14 protein-coding genes and 1 pseudogene are annotated in these 16,493 nt (G+C 71.6%); 8 read left to right on the top strand and 7 right to left on the bottom strand.

Annotated elements, in window-relative coordinates; genetic code table 11:
• Positions 1-198: 198 nt before the first annotated feature.
• The 4 genes and pseudogenes from miv_RS29020 to miv_RS29035 form a co-directional block, all read left to right on the top strand.
• Positions 199-525: pseudogene (locus miv_RS29020) on the top strand (phasin family protein); the annotation flags it as partial.
• Positions 526-922: 397 nt separating this feature from the next.
• The gene (gene clpS, locus miv_RS29025; RefSeq protein ID WP_048430205.1) at positions 923-1,300 is read left to right on the top strand and encodes an ATP-dependent Clp protease adapter ClpS; all 378 of its coding nucleotides are present in this window, start codon (positions 923-925) and stop codon (positions 1,298-1,300) included.
• 21 nt (positions 1,301-1,321) lie between these two features.
• Positions 1,322-3,799, top strand: a complete 2,478-nt coding sequence (gene clpA, locus miv_RS29030; protein ID WP_048430204.1) for an ATP-dependent Clp protease ATP-binding subunit ClpA — start codon at positions 1,322-1,324, stop codon at positions 3,797-3,799.
• Between the two features lie 199 nt (positions 3,800-3,998).
• Positions 3,999-4,271, top strand: a complete 273-nt coding sequence (locus miv_RS29035) for a hypothetical protein (protein WP_048430203.1) — start codon at positions 3,999-4,001, stop codon at positions 4,269-4,271.
• 320 nt (positions 4,272-4,591) lie between these two features.
• On the opposite strand, the gene miv_RS29040 is transcribed toward miv_RS29035, so the two are convergent.
• Both miv_RS29040 and miv_RS29045 read right to left on the bottom strand, forming a co-directional pair.
• Positions 4,592-5,134, bottom strand: a complete 543-nt coding sequence (locus tag miv_RS29040; protein WP_207180440.1) for an RNA 2'-phosphotransferase — start codon at positions 5,132-5,134, stop codon at positions 4,592-4,594.
• A 53-nt stretch (positions 5,135-5,187) separates the two neighbouring features.
• Positions 5,188-6,045 (bottom strand): 3'(2'),5'-bisphosphate nucleotidase CysQ, encoded by an 858-nt coding sequence (locus miv_RS29045; protein WP_207180442.1) that lies wholly within the window; start codon positions 6,043-6,045, stop codon positions 5,188-5,190.
• 368 nt (positions 6,046-6,413) lie between these two features.
• Here miv_RS29045 and miv_RS29050 point away from each other — a divergent pair, with 368 nt between their 5' ends.
• On the top strand, positions 6,414-6,947 hold the full coding sequence (locus miv_RS29050) for a DUF6101 family protein (RefSeq protein ID WP_207180444.1): 534 nt from the start codon (positions 6,414-6,416) through the stop codon (positions 6,945-6,947).
• Positions 6,948-6,968: 21 nt separating this feature from the next.
• Here miv_RS29050 and ubiA read toward each other — a convergent pair whose 3' ends face one another.
• Both ubiA and miv_RS29060 read right to left on the bottom strand, forming a co-directional pair.
• Complete coding sequence (gene ubiA, locus miv_RS29055; protein WP_207180446.1) at positions 6,969-7,910, bottom strand: 4-hydroxybenzoate octaprenyltransferase; 942 nt, start codon at positions 7,908-7,910, stop codon at positions 6,969-6,971.
• A 34-nt stretch (positions 7,911-7,944) separates the two neighbouring features.
• The gene (locus tag miv_RS29060) at positions 7,945-8,400 is read right to left on the bottom strand and encodes a hypothetical protein (protein ID WP_425284164.1); all 456 of its coding nucleotides are present in this window, start codon (positions 8,398-8,400) and stop codon (positions 7,945-7,947) included.
• A 301-nt stretch (positions 8,401-8,701) separates the two neighbouring features.
• Here miv_RS29060 and miv_RS29065 point away from each other — a divergent pair, with 301 nt between their 5' ends.
• Both miv_RS29065 and miv_RS29070 read left to right on the top strand, forming a co-directional pair.
• Positions 8,702-9,490: a 16S rRNA (uracil(1498)-N(3))-methyltransferase gene (locus miv_RS29065; RefSeq protein WP_207180448.1), complete on the top strand. Its 789-nt coding sequence runs from the start codon at positions 8,702-8,704 to the stop codon at positions 9,488-9,490.
• A 140-nt stretch (positions 9,491-9,630) separates the two neighbouring features.
• A complete protein-coding gene (locus miv_RS29070) occupies positions 9,631-10,767 on the top strand; it encodes a YbdK family carboxylate-amine ligase (protein ID WP_207180451.1) in 1,137 nt (378 codons plus the stop codon).
• A gap of 25 nt (positions 10,768-10,792) precedes the next feature.
• Here the strand turns inward: miv_RS29070 and pucL are convergent, their stop codons facing one another.
• Both pucL and miv_RS29080 read right to left on the bottom strand, forming a co-directional pair.
• Positions 10,793-11,629 (bottom strand): factor-independent urate hydroxylase, encoded by an 837-nt coding sequence (gene pucL, locus miv_RS29075; protein ID WP_207180454.1) that lies wholly within the window; start codon positions 11,627-11,629, stop codon positions 10,793-10,795.
• Positions 11,630-11,645: 16 nt separating this feature from the next.
• Positions 11,646-13,046 carry a nucleobase:cation symporter-2 family protein gene (locus miv_RS29080; protein ID WP_207180456.1) on the bottom strand — a complete coding sequence of 467 codons (1,401 nt, stop codon included), beginning with the start codon at positions 13,044-13,046 and terminating at the stop codon, positions 11,646-11,648.
• A 264-nt stretch (positions 13,047-13,310) separates the two neighbouring features.
• On the opposite strand from miv_RS29080, the gene rnhA reads away from it, so the two are divergent.
• On the top strand, positions 13,311-14,015 hold the full coding sequence (gene rnhA / locus miv_RS29085; RefSeq protein ID WP_048430198.1) for a ribonuclease HI: 705 nt from the start codon (positions 13,311-13,313) through the stop codon (positions 14,013-14,015).
• A gap of 67 nt (positions 14,016-14,082) precedes the next feature.
• On the opposite strand, the gene miv_RS29090 is transcribed toward rnhA, so the two are convergent.
• A complete protein-coding gene (locus miv_RS29090) occupies positions 14,083-16,464 on the bottom strand; it encodes an MHYT domain-containing protein (RefSeq protein ID WP_207180457.1) in 2,382 nt (793 codons plus the stop codon).
• Positions 16,465-16,493: the final 29 nt, after the last annotated feature.

Below are 16,493 nucleotides of genomic sequence, written 5' to 3' on the forward strand. Positions count from 1 at the left end.
GGGAGGCGCGGTTACGCTCCGGTTAATTCGACTCGAATTGTCTCGATTGTGCGACGCACAACGACCCTTGACGAATTTTGTGCAGTGCACATATTACGGTCAGCGGGGCGCGACGCGCGGGCAGCCCCGTCGAGCCCGACCGCCGCGCGAGAGGGGGCACCCGGACGGGTGCCTGGCGACACCATGAACCAGCAGTATATGGGCCAGCAGGCCGAGGCCGCCCAGAAGCTCGGCAAGGATGGCATGGACGCGATGCTGCGCAGCTTCGGCTCGCTGTCGAAGGCCAGCCAGGCGATCGCCGTCGAGGCGACCGATTTCGCCAAGCAGTCCTTCGAGCTCGGCACCGCCACCCTGGAGAAGCTCGCCGGCGTGCGCTCGCTCGACAAGGCGCTCGAGATCCAGACCGAGTACATGAAGACCTCCTACGAGCGTCTCGTGGCCCAGAGCACCAAGATGACCGAGCTCTACCAGAACCTCGCCAAGGAGATGGCGAAGCCGTTCGAGGGCGTGGTCGCCAAGGCCCAGGAGCAGGCCACCAAGGCCCAGGACCGCGCCTTCGCGGTGGCCAAGGACGGCTTCAACAAGATCGAGGACGAGGCCAAGCAGGCCGCGTAACGCCTGAGGCGCCGGCCGGACGGCCGCGCCCCCGCGACATCGGAACGAGTACCGCGACCGGCCGGGCCACCCCGTGCCGGTCGCACGCGTTCGGGGCCCCTCGCGTACCCCTCCGCCGGCGCTCCGTCGGCTCTTGCACGACAAGAGCGCGCAGCCGACTGGCGAAGCGCCGACTCGGCCTATAGATTAGGCTCGGCACCGGCAGCCGACGTGATAGGCTGCCAGCCGGCAGGTCGTCCGCGGCCCTCGTCTCGCGGGGGCCGGCGCGTCCTGGCGCGGTCGCCAGAGCGAGGTCGGTACGATTCAGATGGCTCAGGACCCGAGGCAGGGAGAACCCTCCACCAGGCCGGTCGCGGCCAATCCACGGGCTCCCGGCAACGGCGACGGGCGATCGGGAACCGCCGTGATCACGCGGACGAAGCCGCGCACCAAGCGGCCGAACCTCTACCGCGTGCTGCTTCTCAACGACGACTACACCCCGATGGAATTCGTGGTCCACGTGGTCGAGCGCTTCTTCAACAAGTCGCGCGAGGACGCGACCCGCATCATGCTGCACGTCCATCAGAACGGCGTCGGCGAGTGCGGCATCTTCACCTACGAGGTCGCCGAGACCAAGGTGACGCAGGTCATGGACTTTGCGCGGAAACACCAACATCCTCTGCAATGCGTCATGGAAAAGAAATAGGCACCAGCTAAGAGGCCCGCTTTGCCCAGCTTCTCACGCAGCCTTGAACAAGCTCTTCACCGCGCCCTGGCGCTGGCGGGCGAGCGCCGACACGAATACGCCACGCTCGAGCATCTCCTGCTGGCCCTGGTCGACGACCAGGATGCGGCCGCCGTCATGCGGGCCTGCAACGTCGACGTGGACCTGCTGAAGCGCAACCTGGTCGAGTACATCGACACCGAGCTCGCCAACCTCACGGGGGACGGCCGGCAGGACGCCAAGCCCACGGCGGGCTTCCAGCGGGTGATTCAGCGCGCGGTGATCCACGTGCAGTCCTCCGGGAGGGAGGAGGTCACCGGCGCCAACGTGCTGGTGGCGATCTTCGCCGAGCGCGAGAGCCACGCCGCCTACTTCCTGCAAGAGCAGGACATGACCCGCTACGACGCGGTCAACTACATCAGCCACGGCATCGCCAAGCGCCCCGGCCTGTCCGAAGGCAAGCCCGTGCGCGGCGCCGACGAGGAGGGTCCGACGGAACGTCCGAGCGGCACCGAGGACGAGCGCGGCGGCCAGAAGAAGAAGGGCGACGCGCTCGACGCCTACTGCGTCAACCTCAACAAGAAGGCCCGCGAGGGCAAGATCGACCCGCTGATCGGCCGCGAGAACGAGGTCCAGCGCACGATCCAGGTTCTCTGCCGGCGGCAGAAGAACAACCCGCTGCTCGTCGGCGACCCCGGCGTCGGCAAGACCGCGATCGCGGAAGGCCTCGCCCGCAAGATCATCCAGCACGAGGTGCCGGAGGTCCTGGCGGACGCGACCGTCTTCTCCCTCGACATGGGCACGCTGCTCGCCGGCACCCGCTACCGCGGCGACTTCGAGGAGCGCCTCAAGCAGGTGATGAAGGAGATCGAGGCGCATCCCAACGCCATCATGTTCATCGACGAGATCCACACGGTGATCGGTGCCGGTGCGACTTCGGGCGGCGCGATGGATGCCTCGAACCTCTTGAAGCCGGCGCTCGCCTCCGGCGCGCTGCGCTGCATCGGCTCGACCACCTACAAGGAGTACCGCCAGTACTTCGAGAAGGACCGGGCCCTGGTGCGCCGCTTCCAGAAGATCGACGTCAACGAGCCGTCGATCCCGGACGCGATCGAGATCCTCAAGGGCCTGCGCCCGTCCTTCGAGGAGTTCCACAAGCTCAAGTACACGACCGAGGCCGTGAAGGCCGCGGTGGAGCTGTCGGCCCGCTACATCAACGACCGCAAGCTGCCCGACAAGGCGATCGACGTGATCGACGAGACCGGCGCCTCGCAGATGCTGGTGCCGGAGGGCCGCCGCAAGCGCACGATCGGCGTGAAGGAGATCGAGGCGACCATCGCCACGATGGCCCGCATCCCGCCCAAGACCGTCTCGAAGGACGACGCGGAGGTGCTCGCCCACCTCACCGACAACCTGAAGCGGGTGGTCTACGGCCAGGATGCGGCCATCGACGCGCTCACCGCCTCGATCAAGCTCGCCCGGGCGGGGCTTCGCGATCCCGACAAGCCGATCGGCGCCTACCTGTTCGCCGGCCCGACCGGCGTCGGCAAGACCGAAGCGGCCAAGCAGCTGGCCTCCAGCCTCGGCGTCGAGATGCTGCGCTTCGACATGTCGGAATACATGGAGCGGCACACCGTCTCGCGGCTGATCGGCGCCCCTCCGGGCTATGTCGGCTTCGACCAGGGTGGCCTCCTCACCGACGGCATCGACCAGCACCCGCATTGCGTGCTGCTGCTCGACGAGATCGAGAAGGCCCACCCGGACCTGTTCAACATCCTGTTGCAGGTGATGGACCACGGCAAGCTCACCGACCACAACGGCAAGCAGGTCGATTTCCGCAACGTCATCATCATCATGACGACGAATGCGGGCGCGGCCGACCTCGCCAAGGCGGCGTTCGGGTTCACCCAGAACAAGCGCACCGGTGACGACCAGGAGGCGATCAACCGCCTGTTCGCCCCGGAATTCCGCAACCGCCTCGACGCGACCGTGTCCTTCGGCCACCTGCCGAAGACCGTCGTGGCCAAGGTCGTCGACAAGTTCGTGCTCCAGCTCGAGGCCCAGCTCGCCGACCGCAACGTCACGATCGAGCTGTCCGACGAGGCGCGGGACTGGCTGGTCGAGAACGGCTACGACGAGGCCATGGGCGCCCGCCCGATGGCCCGCCTGATCCAGTCGACCATCAAGACCCCGCTCGCGGACGAGGTGCTGTTCGGCAAGCTCAAGGACGGCGGCGCCGTCCGGGTGATCGTCAAGCGGCCCGACGGCGAGAAGCCGAGCCTCGGCTTCGTCTTCCCGGCCGGCCCGGTGATGCCGCGCCCCGAGAAGGACGTGACGGACGCGACCAAGAAGGCGGGCAAGAGCCCGGCCAAGAAGCCGCGGCGCCCCCGCGCCGCCTCGAAGAAGCCGAAGGACGGCGGTTCGGGCGACGGCGGCGGCGGCATCCGCACGGTGCCGAAGGTGCCGCTGGTGCGGGCCTGACCGGCGCGGGATCGAGGGGCGTCCCCCCCTCGATCCCGACCCGCCTCCCGTGTATGAGGCTGACCCAGAGACGCACGCATCCCGGCGGGGCCTCCCCGCCGGGATGTTCATTTGAGGCCCTGGCCGCTTCCCGGGCGGTTCTCGGGGCCAGTGACGCCGCGGGCTCCGCGCCCGCGCCAGGAAACGTGAGACGGTTCCCATGAGCGGAGAACTCAACGAGGGCCCCCTCGCCCCGGCCGCGACGGTGACCCCGCCCTCTCCCAAGGTGACGCGGCGCGAGCGTCGCCGCCAGCGCCGGCGCCGCCGCAAGATCGGCGAGGAGATCCTGGCCTGGATTTTGGTGCCGGTGATCGTGCTGTGCTGCTACTGGGCGATCAACGCGGGCTTCACCTTCTTCGGCACCACGCCGAGCGCGGTGTTCGACCAGCTGAAGCAGGTGAAGACGGCGCTGGAGAAGCGCGAGTCGCGTTAAGCAGATTTCGCCGAAATGGACCCCGGTTCGGCGGCAAAAATCTGCGACAAGACGAGAACCTAAGCGGGCGAAACGTTGGCCTGCCAACGCAAGTCTGCTTAGAGCATCGTCCGACGAGGTGGATGCCGGCTCGCCGCAGACAATGCGGCGGATTCAAAGACCGACAGAACGTCACGATGGCAAAACGATCGTGAAGTCTCCTGGAGCCACGCACGATCGCGCCACGGCCGAGGGCCGATCTCGACCGCCGCGTTTGCCGAGTTTTCTCGGGGTGAACCGGCACCCGTTTTGTCGGACGAGGCCTTGGCGGCCCGGCGGCGTCACGGTCGCTCGATCGCCCCGGGAGGGACGTGCTCGGCGAGCCACACCCCGTTGCCCGTGACCCAGAACGGATGCCCCGCCGCGGCCAGGCGCCCGGCCGCGACCCGCAGGACGATCGGCCGGCCGCGGCGGGCGCCGACGGTCCGCGCGGTCTCCGGATCGGACGAGAGATGGACGTGGTGGCGCGCCATCGGCCGCAGGCCTTCGGCGAGGATCGCCGGCAGGACCCGCTCGACCGTGCCGTGCCAGAGATGCGCGGGCGGCACCGCCCGGACCCAGTCGCTGGCGACCGCCACGGAGTGGCCCTGACGGGCCCGGATCAGCTCCCGGGCGGCATCGACCTCGAACCTCGCCTTATCGCTCGTCGCGACGACCCTCAGCAGGCCGTCCCGATCGACGGGACGGCCGACGGCCGCGAAGGCTGCCAGCACGGCGTCGATCGGCGTCCAGCCGGCGAGGTCGAGGGCGAGGCCGGCTGCCTCCGGCTTGTGGCGCAGCCAATAGGACAGGGTCCTGGACAGGGCGGTGTCGTCGCGGGTCATGCCCACATGGTGGCGTCACTCGACCGCCGGGGCAACGGCGAAGAGCAGCGGCCTCAGCCCAAACCCGCCAGCACCTCGGCCCGCAATGCCCCGGGCACCGCGATCAGCTCGCCGTGGATCGGCTCGCGCCGGTTGTAGACCGGGGGCCGCCCGTCGAGGCCGACCACGCTGCCTCCGGCCTCGCGCAAGATCAGGTCGGCGCCGGCGAGGTCCCAGTCGCGGGCGTCCGACGAGACCAGCCCGACATCGACCAGCCCCTCGGCCACCCGCACCAGCCGCAGGGCGAGGGAGGGGATGCGGGGCAGGCGTACCAGCGCGCCGGGGGTCTCGCCGAGGCCGAGCCGGCGCTCGATCCGGTCGGCCATCGGCTTCGGCCCGGTGACCCGGGCGCCGGCCACGCCGGCCTGGGCGGAGACCCGGATCGGTACGCCGTCCTTCGTCGCCCCCTGCCCGGCCACGGCCTCGTACAGGGTGGCGGTGACCGGCGCGGCGACGTGGCCAAGGACCGGCTCGCCATGGGCGAGCAGCGCCACGGCGATCGACCAATCGGGGTCGCCCGACAGGAAGGCACGGGTGCCGTCGATCGGGTCGACGATCCAGACGAGGTCGTGGGCGAGGCGCACCGGATCGTCCCGAGTCTCCTCCGAGAGCCAGGCCGCACCGGGCAGGAGCTCGCTCAGGCGCACCTTCAAAAAGGCGTCCACGGTGACGTCGGCTTCCGTCACCGGCGAACCGCCGGACTTGTTCCAGACCCGGGCGGTCGTGCGCTCGCCCTGTCGAAAGAACGGCAGCGCCAGAAGCGCGGCCTCGTGGATGATCGCCCGGACCTTGGGCAGGACCTCGTCGGGCCGCAATCCCTTGGGCAGGAGCCCCTCGGGCAGGATCGCGCGCGCGTCGTCGGGGAGAGTCATGGTCGGCCGCGAGGGTTCGAGGGGAGCGCCCGGCTTCCCCGCGGAGCGGAGGCGGGCGTCGGTCCCCCCGTTGTAGGCGCCGCCACCGGGCGCCACAAGGACGCCGCTGCTCGCGGTCGGGCGCAGGGACGCCGCACCGTCGTTCCGGGCACCGGCGAGCATCGCTCACCCTTGCGCAAGGAGTGAACGATAAATGAATCGCGTCGAGACAAGGATCTATTGAGCATTCGACGCATCCGGTCCGCGACAACCATCGCTTAACGCTGCCTTTTAAGGCGTTTTGAGCCGGCGGGGGTGCAATCTCCTCTCAACGGCGGACGACACGACAGAGGTCGCCGCCTCACGCGGACAGGGCGTCGAGCAGAACCATGGTCACCAGATTCCCCTCTTCGAACCGTCGCTCCTCCGGCAGCCAGGCCGCCCGTCGCGACGTCGATCTCCCGGTCATCCACCGCGGCCCGGTCCAGGCCGAGCCGTCGGCCCTGCCGATCGTCGGCGGCGTTCCCGGCGGTTCGGTCGCCGGCAGCCTGGCCCTGTGCCTCGACGGGGATGCGAGCGACGCCGCCGGCGAGGACCGCTTCGCCGTCATGCTGCTCGACCGCGACGGCGATCCGGTGATGCGGCTCGGTCTCTACGGCGACGACGAGGTGGTGGCGGTGTGGCGCCGCCTCGGCGCCGAGACCGGCCTGCCGATGGTGGTGATCCAGGAGGACGGCGCCGTCTCGGCGATGGGTCAGCAGGTCGGCCGGCTGAAGCTCGGCGCGGTGCGCATCCGCCGTCGGCACGGCCTGCTCGCCCACCGCCGGCCCCGCTTCCTCACCCGCCGCAAGACCGCCCGGCTGCCGCTGCGCCCCCTCGTGTACCGCGACGAGGCCCTGATGACCGACGGCGGCAGCCTCTGAGCCGCCGCGTCGCAGGACGCGCTACATCAGCCCTTGCCAGATCGCGTCGAGGGTGAGGCCGCAGAACAGGATCAGACCCGCATCGCGGTTCGAGCGAAACAGCCGCAGGGCCTCGGCCCCGTCGCGCGGATCGAGCCGCCCGACCTGCCAGGCGAGGTGGCCGGCGAAGAGCGCGAGCCCGGCAAGCCCGATCGGACCGGCCCCGGCCCCGGACAGGGCGAGGCCGATGCACAGGACGCAGGCGAGGAAGCAGCCCGCCACGGCGAGCCGCACCCAGGCGCCGAAGAAGCGGGCCGAGGACTTGATGCCGGCGATCTCGTCGTCCTCGATGTCCTGCACCGCGTAGATCGTGTCGTAGCCGATCACCCAGGCGATCGCGCCGGCATAGAGCCAGTAGGCCGGGGCCTCGAGGCGCCCGACGAGGGCGACCCAGCCCATCAGCGCGCCCCACGCGAAGGCGAGGCCGAGCACCGCCTGCGGCACCGGCATCACCCGCTTCATGAACGGGTAGATCGCGACGGGCGCCAGCGAGGCGAAGCCGACGAGGATCGCCGTCTTGTTGAATTGCAGCAGCACCGCGAGGCCGACGAGCGCCTGCACCGCCAGGAAGATCAGGGCGTGGCGCACGCGGATCCGCCCCGAGGGCAGCGGCCGCAGGCGGGTGCGCTCGACGCGGGCGTCGAGGTCGCGGTCGGCGATGTCGTTGTAGGTCGAGCCCGCGCCCCGCATGGCGACGGCGCCGACGAGAAAAAGGGCGAGATGCCACAGGCTCGGGCCGGGCCGCCCGGTCGCGATAGCGGCGAGCGCCGCCGACCACCAGCACGGCAGCAGCAGGAGCCACCAGCCGATCGGCCGCTCGATGCGGGCGAGGCGCAGGTAGGGGCGCACGGCCTCGGGGGCGTGCCGGTCGACCCAGTGCCCCGTCACCGCATCGGCGACGGGACGATCGGGGGCGGTCGTCATGCCGACGGGCGCCGCACCGGTCGGTGCGGGGACGTCACAGCGCGCCCTGCGGCACCCGGAAGCTGCCGGTCAGGCCGGGACCGCCGAGGAGGCCGCCCCCGCCCCCGCCCTGCTGCTGCTGAGCCGCCATGGCGCGGGCCTTCTTCTCCATCGCGGCCTGCTGCACGGCCGCCTGACAGACCTTGGTCTTCAGGGTCGAGACCCGGCCGTGATCGGCCTTGAAGCCCTCGACGAAGGAATCGGGGATCGAGCACCAGTCCTTGTTGGCGCTGATCCACTTCAGGCCCTCGGTACCGTTGGCCTGGAGCTTGGTGAAGAGGGTGCAGGCCGCCGCCGCGGTGATCTTCGCCTTCTTGCCCTGCGAGGCGGCGTTGACCTTGCCGACGATGTCCTTGCGCTCGGTCAGGGTCTTCTGGATCGACGAGCAATCGGCACCCTGGGCGAGGGCCGCCCCGCCGAGCAGCGTCGCGCCGAGCAGGCTTCCGGCCATCGCCGCCACGGTCACACGCATGCAGGTCATCTCCACCCCCTCAAAAATCTCGCTCCGAGGCCCCGGCTTTCCGGGATCGCCGCCGGACGTCGTTCGCCGGTCCGGCCGTGCCGCGCCTCGGGCATACGTAAGAAATCCCTGCCGCTCCCGGCCTCGAACCGGTTTCTGCACAGGATTGTGGCGCCTTCATGCGGCAAAGCCCGGTTCGTTCCGGCGCTCCGTCCGGTTGCGGACGCCTGTTGCGGTGCTGCCACAGGCCGGGCGATTGACAGCCGGCCCCCGCCTCGGCGAGCACGGGGCCATGGCGGCCACCGATTTCAACGCTCCCCGGCTCTTCCTCGACATCCCGATGCGGGAGGGGACCCGGCACACCCTCGACCGGGCGCAGGCGAACTACCTGCTCTCGGTGCTGCGGCGCGCGGCGGGCGAGCCCGTGCTGGTGTTCAATGGGCGCGACGGCGAGTGGCGGGCCGAGATCGCGCCCACCGGCCGCAAGGCGGCCGACCTGGTGCTGACGGCGCAGACCCGGCCGCAGACCCCGCCGGGCGACCTGCACTACCTGTTCGCCCCGCTCAAGGCGGCGCGCCTCGACTACGTCGCCCAGAAGGCGGTGGAGATGGGCGCGAGCCTGATCCAGCCGGTGGTGACGCGACGCACGCAGGGAGACCGGATCAAGCTCGACAAGCTGCACGCCAACGCCATCGAGGCCGCCGAGCAATGCGGCATCCTGGCCCTGCCGGAGATCCGCGACGCCGCGCCGCTGGCCGAGGCCGTGGCCGGCCTCGCGCCCGAGCGCCTGCTGGTGTTCTGCGACGAGGATGCGCCGGTCGCCGATCCCGTCGCGGCGTTGCGGCAGGCCGCCGCGATGCATGGAGGACCCGGGCACGGCCCCGGGAACGACCCTTTGCCGCTCGCCGTTGTGATCGGACCCGAGGGGGGGTTCACGCCCGAGGAGCGCACCCTGATCGGAGACCGCCGGAACACCGTCCGCCTCTCCCTCGGCCCGCGGATCCTGCGCGCCGACACCGCCGCCGTGGCGGTGCTCGCCCTGGTCCAGGCCGTGCTCGGCGACGGCCGGCCGAGGGCCTGATCCGCCCGTCCCGCGGCGCCGAGCCCGGACTCGCGCTACGGTCCACACCCTGATAACGGAGCCGCCCCCGCGGCCGAGGCCGATTCGCGGCTCCTCGGCCGTCGGCGCGACGCGGCCTGCGATTGCCGGAGATCCTGCTGATGCGAGCGGAATTCGACGTCTGCCTCGAGGAGGAGGTGTTCATCAACGATGCGGGCAAGCGCGACGCCGCCCGGGCCCGCACCCGCGACTTCCTCGCCGCCTGCCGGACCGCCTCCCCGCTGGTGCGCACCGAGCTGATGGAGCCGCAGCTGGTCTGGGCGATCGCCCCGGTCGCCGACCTCGCCGAGGCGCGCCGGGCGCTCGCCGACCTGCGCGGCAACCTCGGAGCGCTCGCCTCCGCCCGCGGCCTCGCCCTGATGGCGTCGGGCACCCATCCCCTCGCCCTGTGGAGCCGGGTGCGTCCGCGCGACCAGGCCGCGGGCGGCCGGGTGCTGCGCGACCTCCAGATGGTCGGCAGCCGCACCGTGGTCTGCGGCCTCAGCGTCGGGGTCGGAGTACCCGGCGGCGTCTCGCGGATCGACCTGATGAACCGGGTGCAGCCCTACCTGCCGCTGCTGCTGGCGCTCTCGACCTCCTCGCCGTTCTGGCAGGCGCAGCGCACCGGGCTCCTCGGCTACCGGCTGGCCGCCGCGCGGGAACTGCCCCGCAGCGGGTTGCCGCCGCTCTTTCGCGACGAGGACGACTATGCCCGCTACCTCGACACGGTGGTGGCGGCGGGCGCCATCGACGGCCCGCGCCACGTCTGGTGGGTGGTCTGCCCCGCGCCGACGGGCCCCGGCCTCGACCTGCGCATCGCCGACAGCTGCACCCGCCTCGACGACGCCCTCGCCATCGCGGCGCTCTACCGCTGCCTGATCCGCCACCTCGCCCGGAATCCCGCCCTCCACCGCGACCTCACCGGCGCCTCGCAGGCGATCGCGGCGGAGAATTGCTGGCGGGCCCAGCGCTACGGCATCCACGGCAGCTTCGTCTGCGAGGCGACCCGGACGGCGCGGCCGGTGGCGACCGTGCTCGCCGAGACGCTCGCCCTCGTCGCCGAGGATGCCCGGGCGCTCGGCTGCGCGGCGGAACTCGACCTCGCCCGCTGGATCGTCGCCCGCGGCACCAGCGCCGACCGCCAGCTCGCCCTCTTCACCGAGGCACAAGGGCGCGGCCTGCCGCCCCGGGAGGCGCTGGCGGAGGTGGTCGACTGGCTCACCGCCGAGACCGTCGGGACGAACCCGACCCGGCATTGAGCGACGGGTCGGCCGACCCTCCGGTTCACCGCCCCACCGTGCACTCGATCTGCCCGTGCGGCTCGTCGGTCGCGATGAAGACCTGGTTCGGGTTGTCGAGGCCGAAGGGCGAGAGATTCGCCAGCAGGTAGTGCTTGTTCGGGCAGGCGAGCGTGATCGTCGTGATCTCCGGCACCGCCGCCAGGGCGGCCGTGCCCATGCGGTAGAGGCTGTCCTGCAGGCTGTGGCTGTAGCTGCCGGCAAAGACCCGGAGCAGCGCGTCGAGGATGCGGGCGTTGGCGGCCTCGTAGTCGGCGGGCTCGGCGGTCCAGGCCCAGGACGCCTCCATGCTGGTGGCGGCGATGCGGTCGTGGGTCTCTGGGATCGTGGTGTAGGGGTCCTTCACGTAGTTGGCCCAGCCCGATTCCGTGCTCTTCAGGAAGGTGAAGCCGGCAAGGCCCGATTCCACCGTCGCGCCGTCGCGCGACAGGACGACCCGGGCGAAGGGCTGGCCGTTGCCGTCGAGGGTGAAGGCGTGGGGATGGGCCGCGCCGTCGACCGCGAGGCGGTTCCAGCGGGTCTCGTGGCCGGTGACGGTGGCGGTCTCCATCTGTGGGTAGCTGTCGAGGAGCCGCTGCGCCACCGCGCGGCAGAACGCCTCCGTCGAGAGCGCCGGGCTCTCGCGGGCGACGATGTAGACGACGTTCTTGATCGTGTCGGTCGAGACGGTGGCGCTGTTGTCGGCCGCCGTGAAGGTACGGTCGAACGCCCCGGTCAGCATCGCCGTCACGGTCAGCTCGCGCACCGCGTGCCGGTCGCCGTCGCGATGGACGCGCATCACCCGCACCCGGCCCTTGCCGTAGGTCTTGTGCAGCAGGCTCATGGTTCCCTCTCTCGAATCAGACATGCTCGACGGCGGCGGCCGTCGCGGAGGCCTCCCGGCCCGCCCGCTCGGCGCTGCCGACGCCGTTGAAGAAGGCGTTGAGCAGGACCGCGGCGATCGATGCCAGCAGGATGCCCGATTCGAGCAGCGGGTGCAGCGCGTGCGGCAGGTTGCGGAAGAAGGTCGGCGCCACGAGGGGGATCAGGCCGAAGCCGACCGCGACCGCCACCACGACCTGGTTCTTCGGCCGTCCCCGAAAATCGACTGCGGTCAGGATGCGGGCGCCGGTGGCCGCCACCATGCCGAACATCACGAGGCCGGCGCCGCCGAGCACCACCTGGGGCACCGCCTCGACGAGGGCGGCCATCTTGGGCAGCAGGCCGAGGGCCAGCATGACGACCCCGCCCGCCACGGTGACGAAGCGCGAGCGCACCCCCGTGACCCCGACGAGGCCGACATTCTGCGAGAACGACGTGTACGGGAAGGTGTTGAACACCCCGCCCACCAGCGTGCCGAGCCCGTCGGCCCGCAGGCCGCGGGCGAGGTCGGCCCGGGATACCGGCCGGCCGGTGATCTCGCCGAGCGCCAGGAACATGCCGGTCGATTCGATCATCACCACGATCATCACGACGCACATCGTGGCGACCGGCACGAGGTGGAAGTGCGGCCAGCCGAAATGGAACGGCAGCACCGGGGCGAACCAGGCTGCCGCCGCGACCTTCTCGACGTGCATGAGCCCGAGGCAGGCCGCCAGCACCGAGCCGGCGACGATGCCGGCCAGCACCGCGACGTTGGCGAGGAAGCCCCGGCCCCAGCGGATGAGCGCGAGGATCGTCAGCAGCACCAGGAAGGCGATGCCGAGGCCGCCGGGCTGGGCGTAGGCCGGGTTCGGGAAGGCGACCGGCATGCCGTCGACGATTCTCGTGATCGTCGGCTGTCCGCCGCCGGCCCAGTTGATGCCGACCCGCATCAGCGAGATGCCGATGACCAGGATGATCGTGCCGGTGACGACCGGCGGAAACAGCGGCAGGAGGCGGCTGACATAGGGCGCCACCAGGAGGCCGAACAGGCCGGCGGCGATGACCGAGCCGTAGATGCCGAGGAGCCCGATCCCCGGGGTCGCCGCCATCGACAGCATCGGCCCGACCGACGCGAAGGTCACCCCCATCATCACCGGCAGGCGGATGCCGACGCCCGGGAACCCCGCCGACTGGATCAGGGTGGCGAGGCCGCAGGCGAAGAGATCGGCGCTGATCAGGACGGCGACGTCCTCGGGCGGGAGCCCGAGCGCGCGGCCGACGATCAGCGGCACCGCCACCGCGCCGGCATACATGACGAGCACGTGCTGCAGCGCCAGGGGCAGCAGGCGGGCCGGCGGCAGCCTCTCCTCGACGGCGTCGGCGGGCTCGACTGGCATGGGGCGTGTCTCTCGCTGGGCGGCCGGGGGACGCGCGATGGATCGACTGCGGCATCCTTGCGGCAGGATGCCGTCTCATCATCGCGCAGCCACCGCCCTCCGCAAGCCGCATGCCAGGGAACCTCGGGCCGGGTTGCGCCGGGGGCCGGCTGGGTATTTGTTCACCATTCCGGGCCGACACTGCCCGGGCGGCCGGCAGCCCGCGGTGCCTCGTGCGGGCGCCGGGGCGCGGCCGCGTTCCGTCGTGAGTTTGAGCGAAACACCATGCGAACCATCGTTTATGCCGATGGCGGCTGCGATCCCAATCCCGGCCCGGGCGGCTGGGGCGTGGTGATCCAGGCGCCGGACGGCCCGATCGAGCTGTGCGGGGGCGAGACGCAGAGCACCAACAACCGCATGGAGCTGACCGCGGCGATCCGGGCACTGGAGCATTTTCCCGAGGGCGCCGCGATCGAGATGCGGTGCGACAGCCAGTACGTGGTGAAGTCGGTCACCGAGTGGATCCGCGGCTGGAAGCTCAAGGGCTGGCGCACCACCACCGGCCCGGTGAAGAACGTCGAGCTGATGCAGCGCCTCGACGAGCTGGCGGCGCGGCGCGACGTGCGCTGGGTCTGGGTGAAGGGACATTCCGGCGAGGCCGGCAACGAGCGCGCCGACCGGCTGGCGGCGCAAGGACGCCGGCAGGCCCTCGGGCTACCGCCGCGGGCCGACATCGCGCCGGCCAGAACGCCCGCGGTGATGCCGGCGGCGGCTCCGGCGCCCGCCGCCCCGCCCGCGGAGCCGGCGCCCCGCGGCACCTCGATCCCGGTGGAGGGCGGGCTGGGCCTGCGCCTCTCCCGCGCCGCCAAGCAGGCCGGCACCACGCCCCAGGCCTATGCCGACGAGATCCTGCGTCTCGCCCTCGATCTCGGGCCCGAGGGGCTGGCACTCCTGCGCGACGCGAAGGCCCGGAAGCTGCCGGCGGCGTGAGGCTCGAGAGAAGCGGCGCCGCGGCGGGCAACGGCCTGCCGGGCGCCTACCCCGCGCGCCGTCGCCCTCACGCGCTCTTGGGGAACGGCACGACCGTGTCGTCGCCCAGCCCCGGCCCCGCGCCGCGCACCACCGTCTCGATCATCCGGGCCAAAGCCGCCTGGTCGTAGGGCTTGGCGAGCCGCGGCAGGTCGGTGCCCTCACCGGGACCGAAATCGGCGTAGCCGGTGGCGAGGATCACCTTGAGGGCTGGCCGTTCGGCGAGGATCCGCGCGGCGAGCTCGATGCCGGTCATCTCCGGCATGGCGTGGTCGGTCAGCACCAGATCGAGGGTGCGGGCGCGGCGCATCAGCGCCAGGGCCTCGTGGCCGGACCGGGCCTCGATCACCCGATGCCCGAGATCCTCCAGCATCGCGGCGCTGTTCTCGAGCACCAGGGGATCGTCGTCGACGACGAGCACCACCTGGGACGGCAGGGCGTGGGACGCGGCGGCGGGACGCAGCGGCGGCTCGGCGGCGGCCTGCGCCGCCATTGGCAGCCAGATCTCCGCGGTGGTGCCCGCGCCCGGCCGGCTGCGCAGCACCAGGCGGCCGTGCGACTGGGCCGCCAGGCCGTGCACCATCGACAGGCCGAGCCCGGTCCCCTTGCCGACGCCCTTGGTGGTGAAGAACGGCTCCTGCGCGCGGGCGAGGGTGTCCGTATCCATCCCCGTTCCGGTATCGGAGACCGCGAGGCACAGCATCGTGCCGGTCTCGTCCGGACCTGTTTCCTCCTGCCTCGTCCCGTCCTGCCCGCCCGCCCGCGCGGCGATGGTGATCGTGCCGCCCTCCGGCATCGCGTCGCGGGCATTCACCACCAGGTTGAGGAGGGCGAGTTCGAGCTGGTGGGCATCGACCAGGGCGGGCGGCAGCCTCGGAGGGAAGCGCGTCTCGATCCGCGTGCCCGGCCCGATCGAGCGCTGCAGGAGGTCGGCCATCCCGCGCACCAGCCGGGCGAGGTCGACCGGCTCGGGCTTCAGGTCCTGGCGCCGGGCGAAGGCGAGCATGCGCTGCGTCAGCGCCGCGCCGCGCTCGGCACCCTGGACGGCGTTGTCGAGCAGGCGTAGCAGGCGGGGGTCGTCGGGCAGGCGCTTGCGCAGGAGTTCGAGGCTGCCCAGCACCGCCATCAGCAGGTTGTTGAAGTCGTGGGCGACGCCGCCGGTGAGCTGGCCCACCGCCTCCATCTTCTGGGCCTGGGCCAGGGCTCCCTGCGCCTGCGCCAACGCCTCCTCGGCGCGGCGGCGCTCGGTGATGTCGCGGGTCACCTTGGCGAAGCCGACATGCGCACCGTCCTCGCCGCGGATCGGATCGATGACGACGCTGGCCCAGAAGCGGGTTCCGTCGCGGCGCAGGCGCCAGCCCTCGGCCGCGAACTTGCCCTCCGCCAGTGCGGTGGCGAGCGCCCGGGCCGGCACGTCCCGCGCCCGATCCTCCTCGGTGTAGAAGCACGAGAAGTGGGTGCCGACGATCTCCTCGGCCTCGTAGCCCTTGATCCGGCGGGCGCCGGCATTCCAGTTCGCCACCACCCCGTCGCGGTCGAGCATGTAGATCGCGTAGTCGGTCACGCTCTGGAGCAGCAGGCGGTAGCGCTCCTCGCTGGCGCGCAGGGCCGCCGCCTCCCGCGCCGCGTTCTGGGAGAAGCGCCGGTCGATGGCGGCGGCCGAGAGCGCGAGGACGAGGACCAGGACGGTCACCACCGTGACGCCGACCGCGAGGCGGGCCTGGCCGAACCCCATCTCGGCGGCCGACGGAATCGCGGCGGCGTGATGCGCGACCGTCAGGCCCTGCATGCCGGAGAAGTGCATCCCCGCGATGGCGAGGCCCATGACCGTGGCGGCGGCGACGCGCAGGCCGACGCCGCTCTCGGCGAGCGCCAGCCGGATCGCCGCCGTGGCGGCCACGACCGCCACCACGACGGAGCCGGCGACCCAGGCCGGATCGTAGCGCAGAACGCCCGGCAGATGCATCGCCGCCATGCCGGTATAGTGCATCGTGACGATGCCGAGCCCGGTGACGAGGCCCGCGAGCGCGATGCGGGCCGTCCGGGGCCGCGTCCCGTCCGCCCCCTCGCCGCGCGATCCTTGCGCGCCTAATCCCTCGGCGCCGGATCCTTTGGCGATCGAGAGGCCGAAGGCCGTCACGGCGACCGGCAGGGCGAGGGACAGGAGCGTGAGCCCGAAATCGTAGGTGATCTCGATGCCCGGGAGCCGGAAGGCCAGCATCGCCACGAAGTGCATCGACCAGACGCCGCCGCCGAGCACCAGGGCGGCCGCCATCAGCCAAGCTCGCCGCGCCCATCCGGACGCGGCCTTCATCCGGTCGGCGAGATCGAGGGCGACGAAGGCGGCCAGCATCGCGATCGCGACCGACAGGCCGACGAGAACGGGATCGTGAAGGCCGGCATGCGCCATCAGGCACCTCGGGGCGGGCGCGAACGGCG

It is taken from the genome of Methylobacterium indicum, from assembly GCF_017347565.1.
Taxonomy (GTDB): domain Bacteria; phylum Pseudomonadota; class Alphaproteobacteria; order Rhizobiales; family Beijerinckiaceae; genus Methylobacterium; species Methylobacterium indicum.

Bases quoted from the DNA above. Each gene is read 5' to 3' on its own strand.
- clpS (WP_048430205.1), top strand. From the start codon at position 923: ATGGCTCAGGACCCGAGGCAGGGAGAACCCTCCACCAGGCCGGTCGCG.
- miv_RS29035 (WP_048430203.1), top strand. From the start codon at position 3,999: ATGAGCGGAGAACTCAACGAGGGCCCCCTCGCCCCGGCCGCGACGGTG.
- miv_RS29040 (WP_207180440.1), bottom strand. From the start codon at position 5,134: ATGACCCGCGACGACACCGCCCTGTCCAGGACCCTGTCCTATTGGCTG.
- miv_RS29045 (WP_207180442.1), bottom strand. From the start codon at position 6,045: ATGACTCTCCCCGACGACGCGCGCGCGATCCTGCCCGAGGGGCTCCTG.
- miv_RS29050 (WP_207180444.1), top strand. From the start codon at position 6,414: ATGGTCACCAGATTCCCCTCTTCGAACCGTCGCTCCTCCGGCAGCCAG.
- ubiA (WP_207180446.1), bottom strand. From the start codon at position 7,910: ATGACGACCGCCCCCGATCGTCCCGTCGCCGATGCGGTGACGGGGCAC.
- miv_RS29060 (WP_425284164.1), bottom strand. From the start codon at position 8,400: ATGGCCGGAAGCCTGCTCGGCGCGACGCTGCTCGGCGGGGCGGCCCTC.
- miv_RS29065 (WP_207180448.1), top strand. From the start codon at position 8,702: ATGGCGGCCACCGATTTCAACGCTCCCCGGCTCTTCCTCGACATCCCG.
- miv_RS29070 (WP_207180451.1), top strand. From the start codon at position 9,631: ATGCGAGCGGAATTCGACGTCTGCCTCGAGGAGGAGGTGTTCATCAAC.
- pucL (WP_207180454.1), bottom strand. From the start codon at position 11,629: ATGAGCCTGCTGCACAAGACCTACGGCAAGGGCCGGGTGCGGGTGATG.
- miv_RS29080 (WP_207180456.1), bottom strand. From the start codon at position 13,046: ATGCCAGTCGAGCCCGCCGACGCCGTCGAGGAGAGGCTGCCGCCGGCC.
- rnhA (WP_048430198.1), top strand. From the start codon at position 13,311: ATGCGAACCATCGTTTATGCCGATGGCGGCTGCGATCCCAATCCCGGC.
- miv_RS29090 (WP_207180457.1), bottom strand. From the start codon at position 16,464: ATGGCGCATGCCGGCCTTCACGATCCCGTTCTCGTCGGCCTGTCGGTC.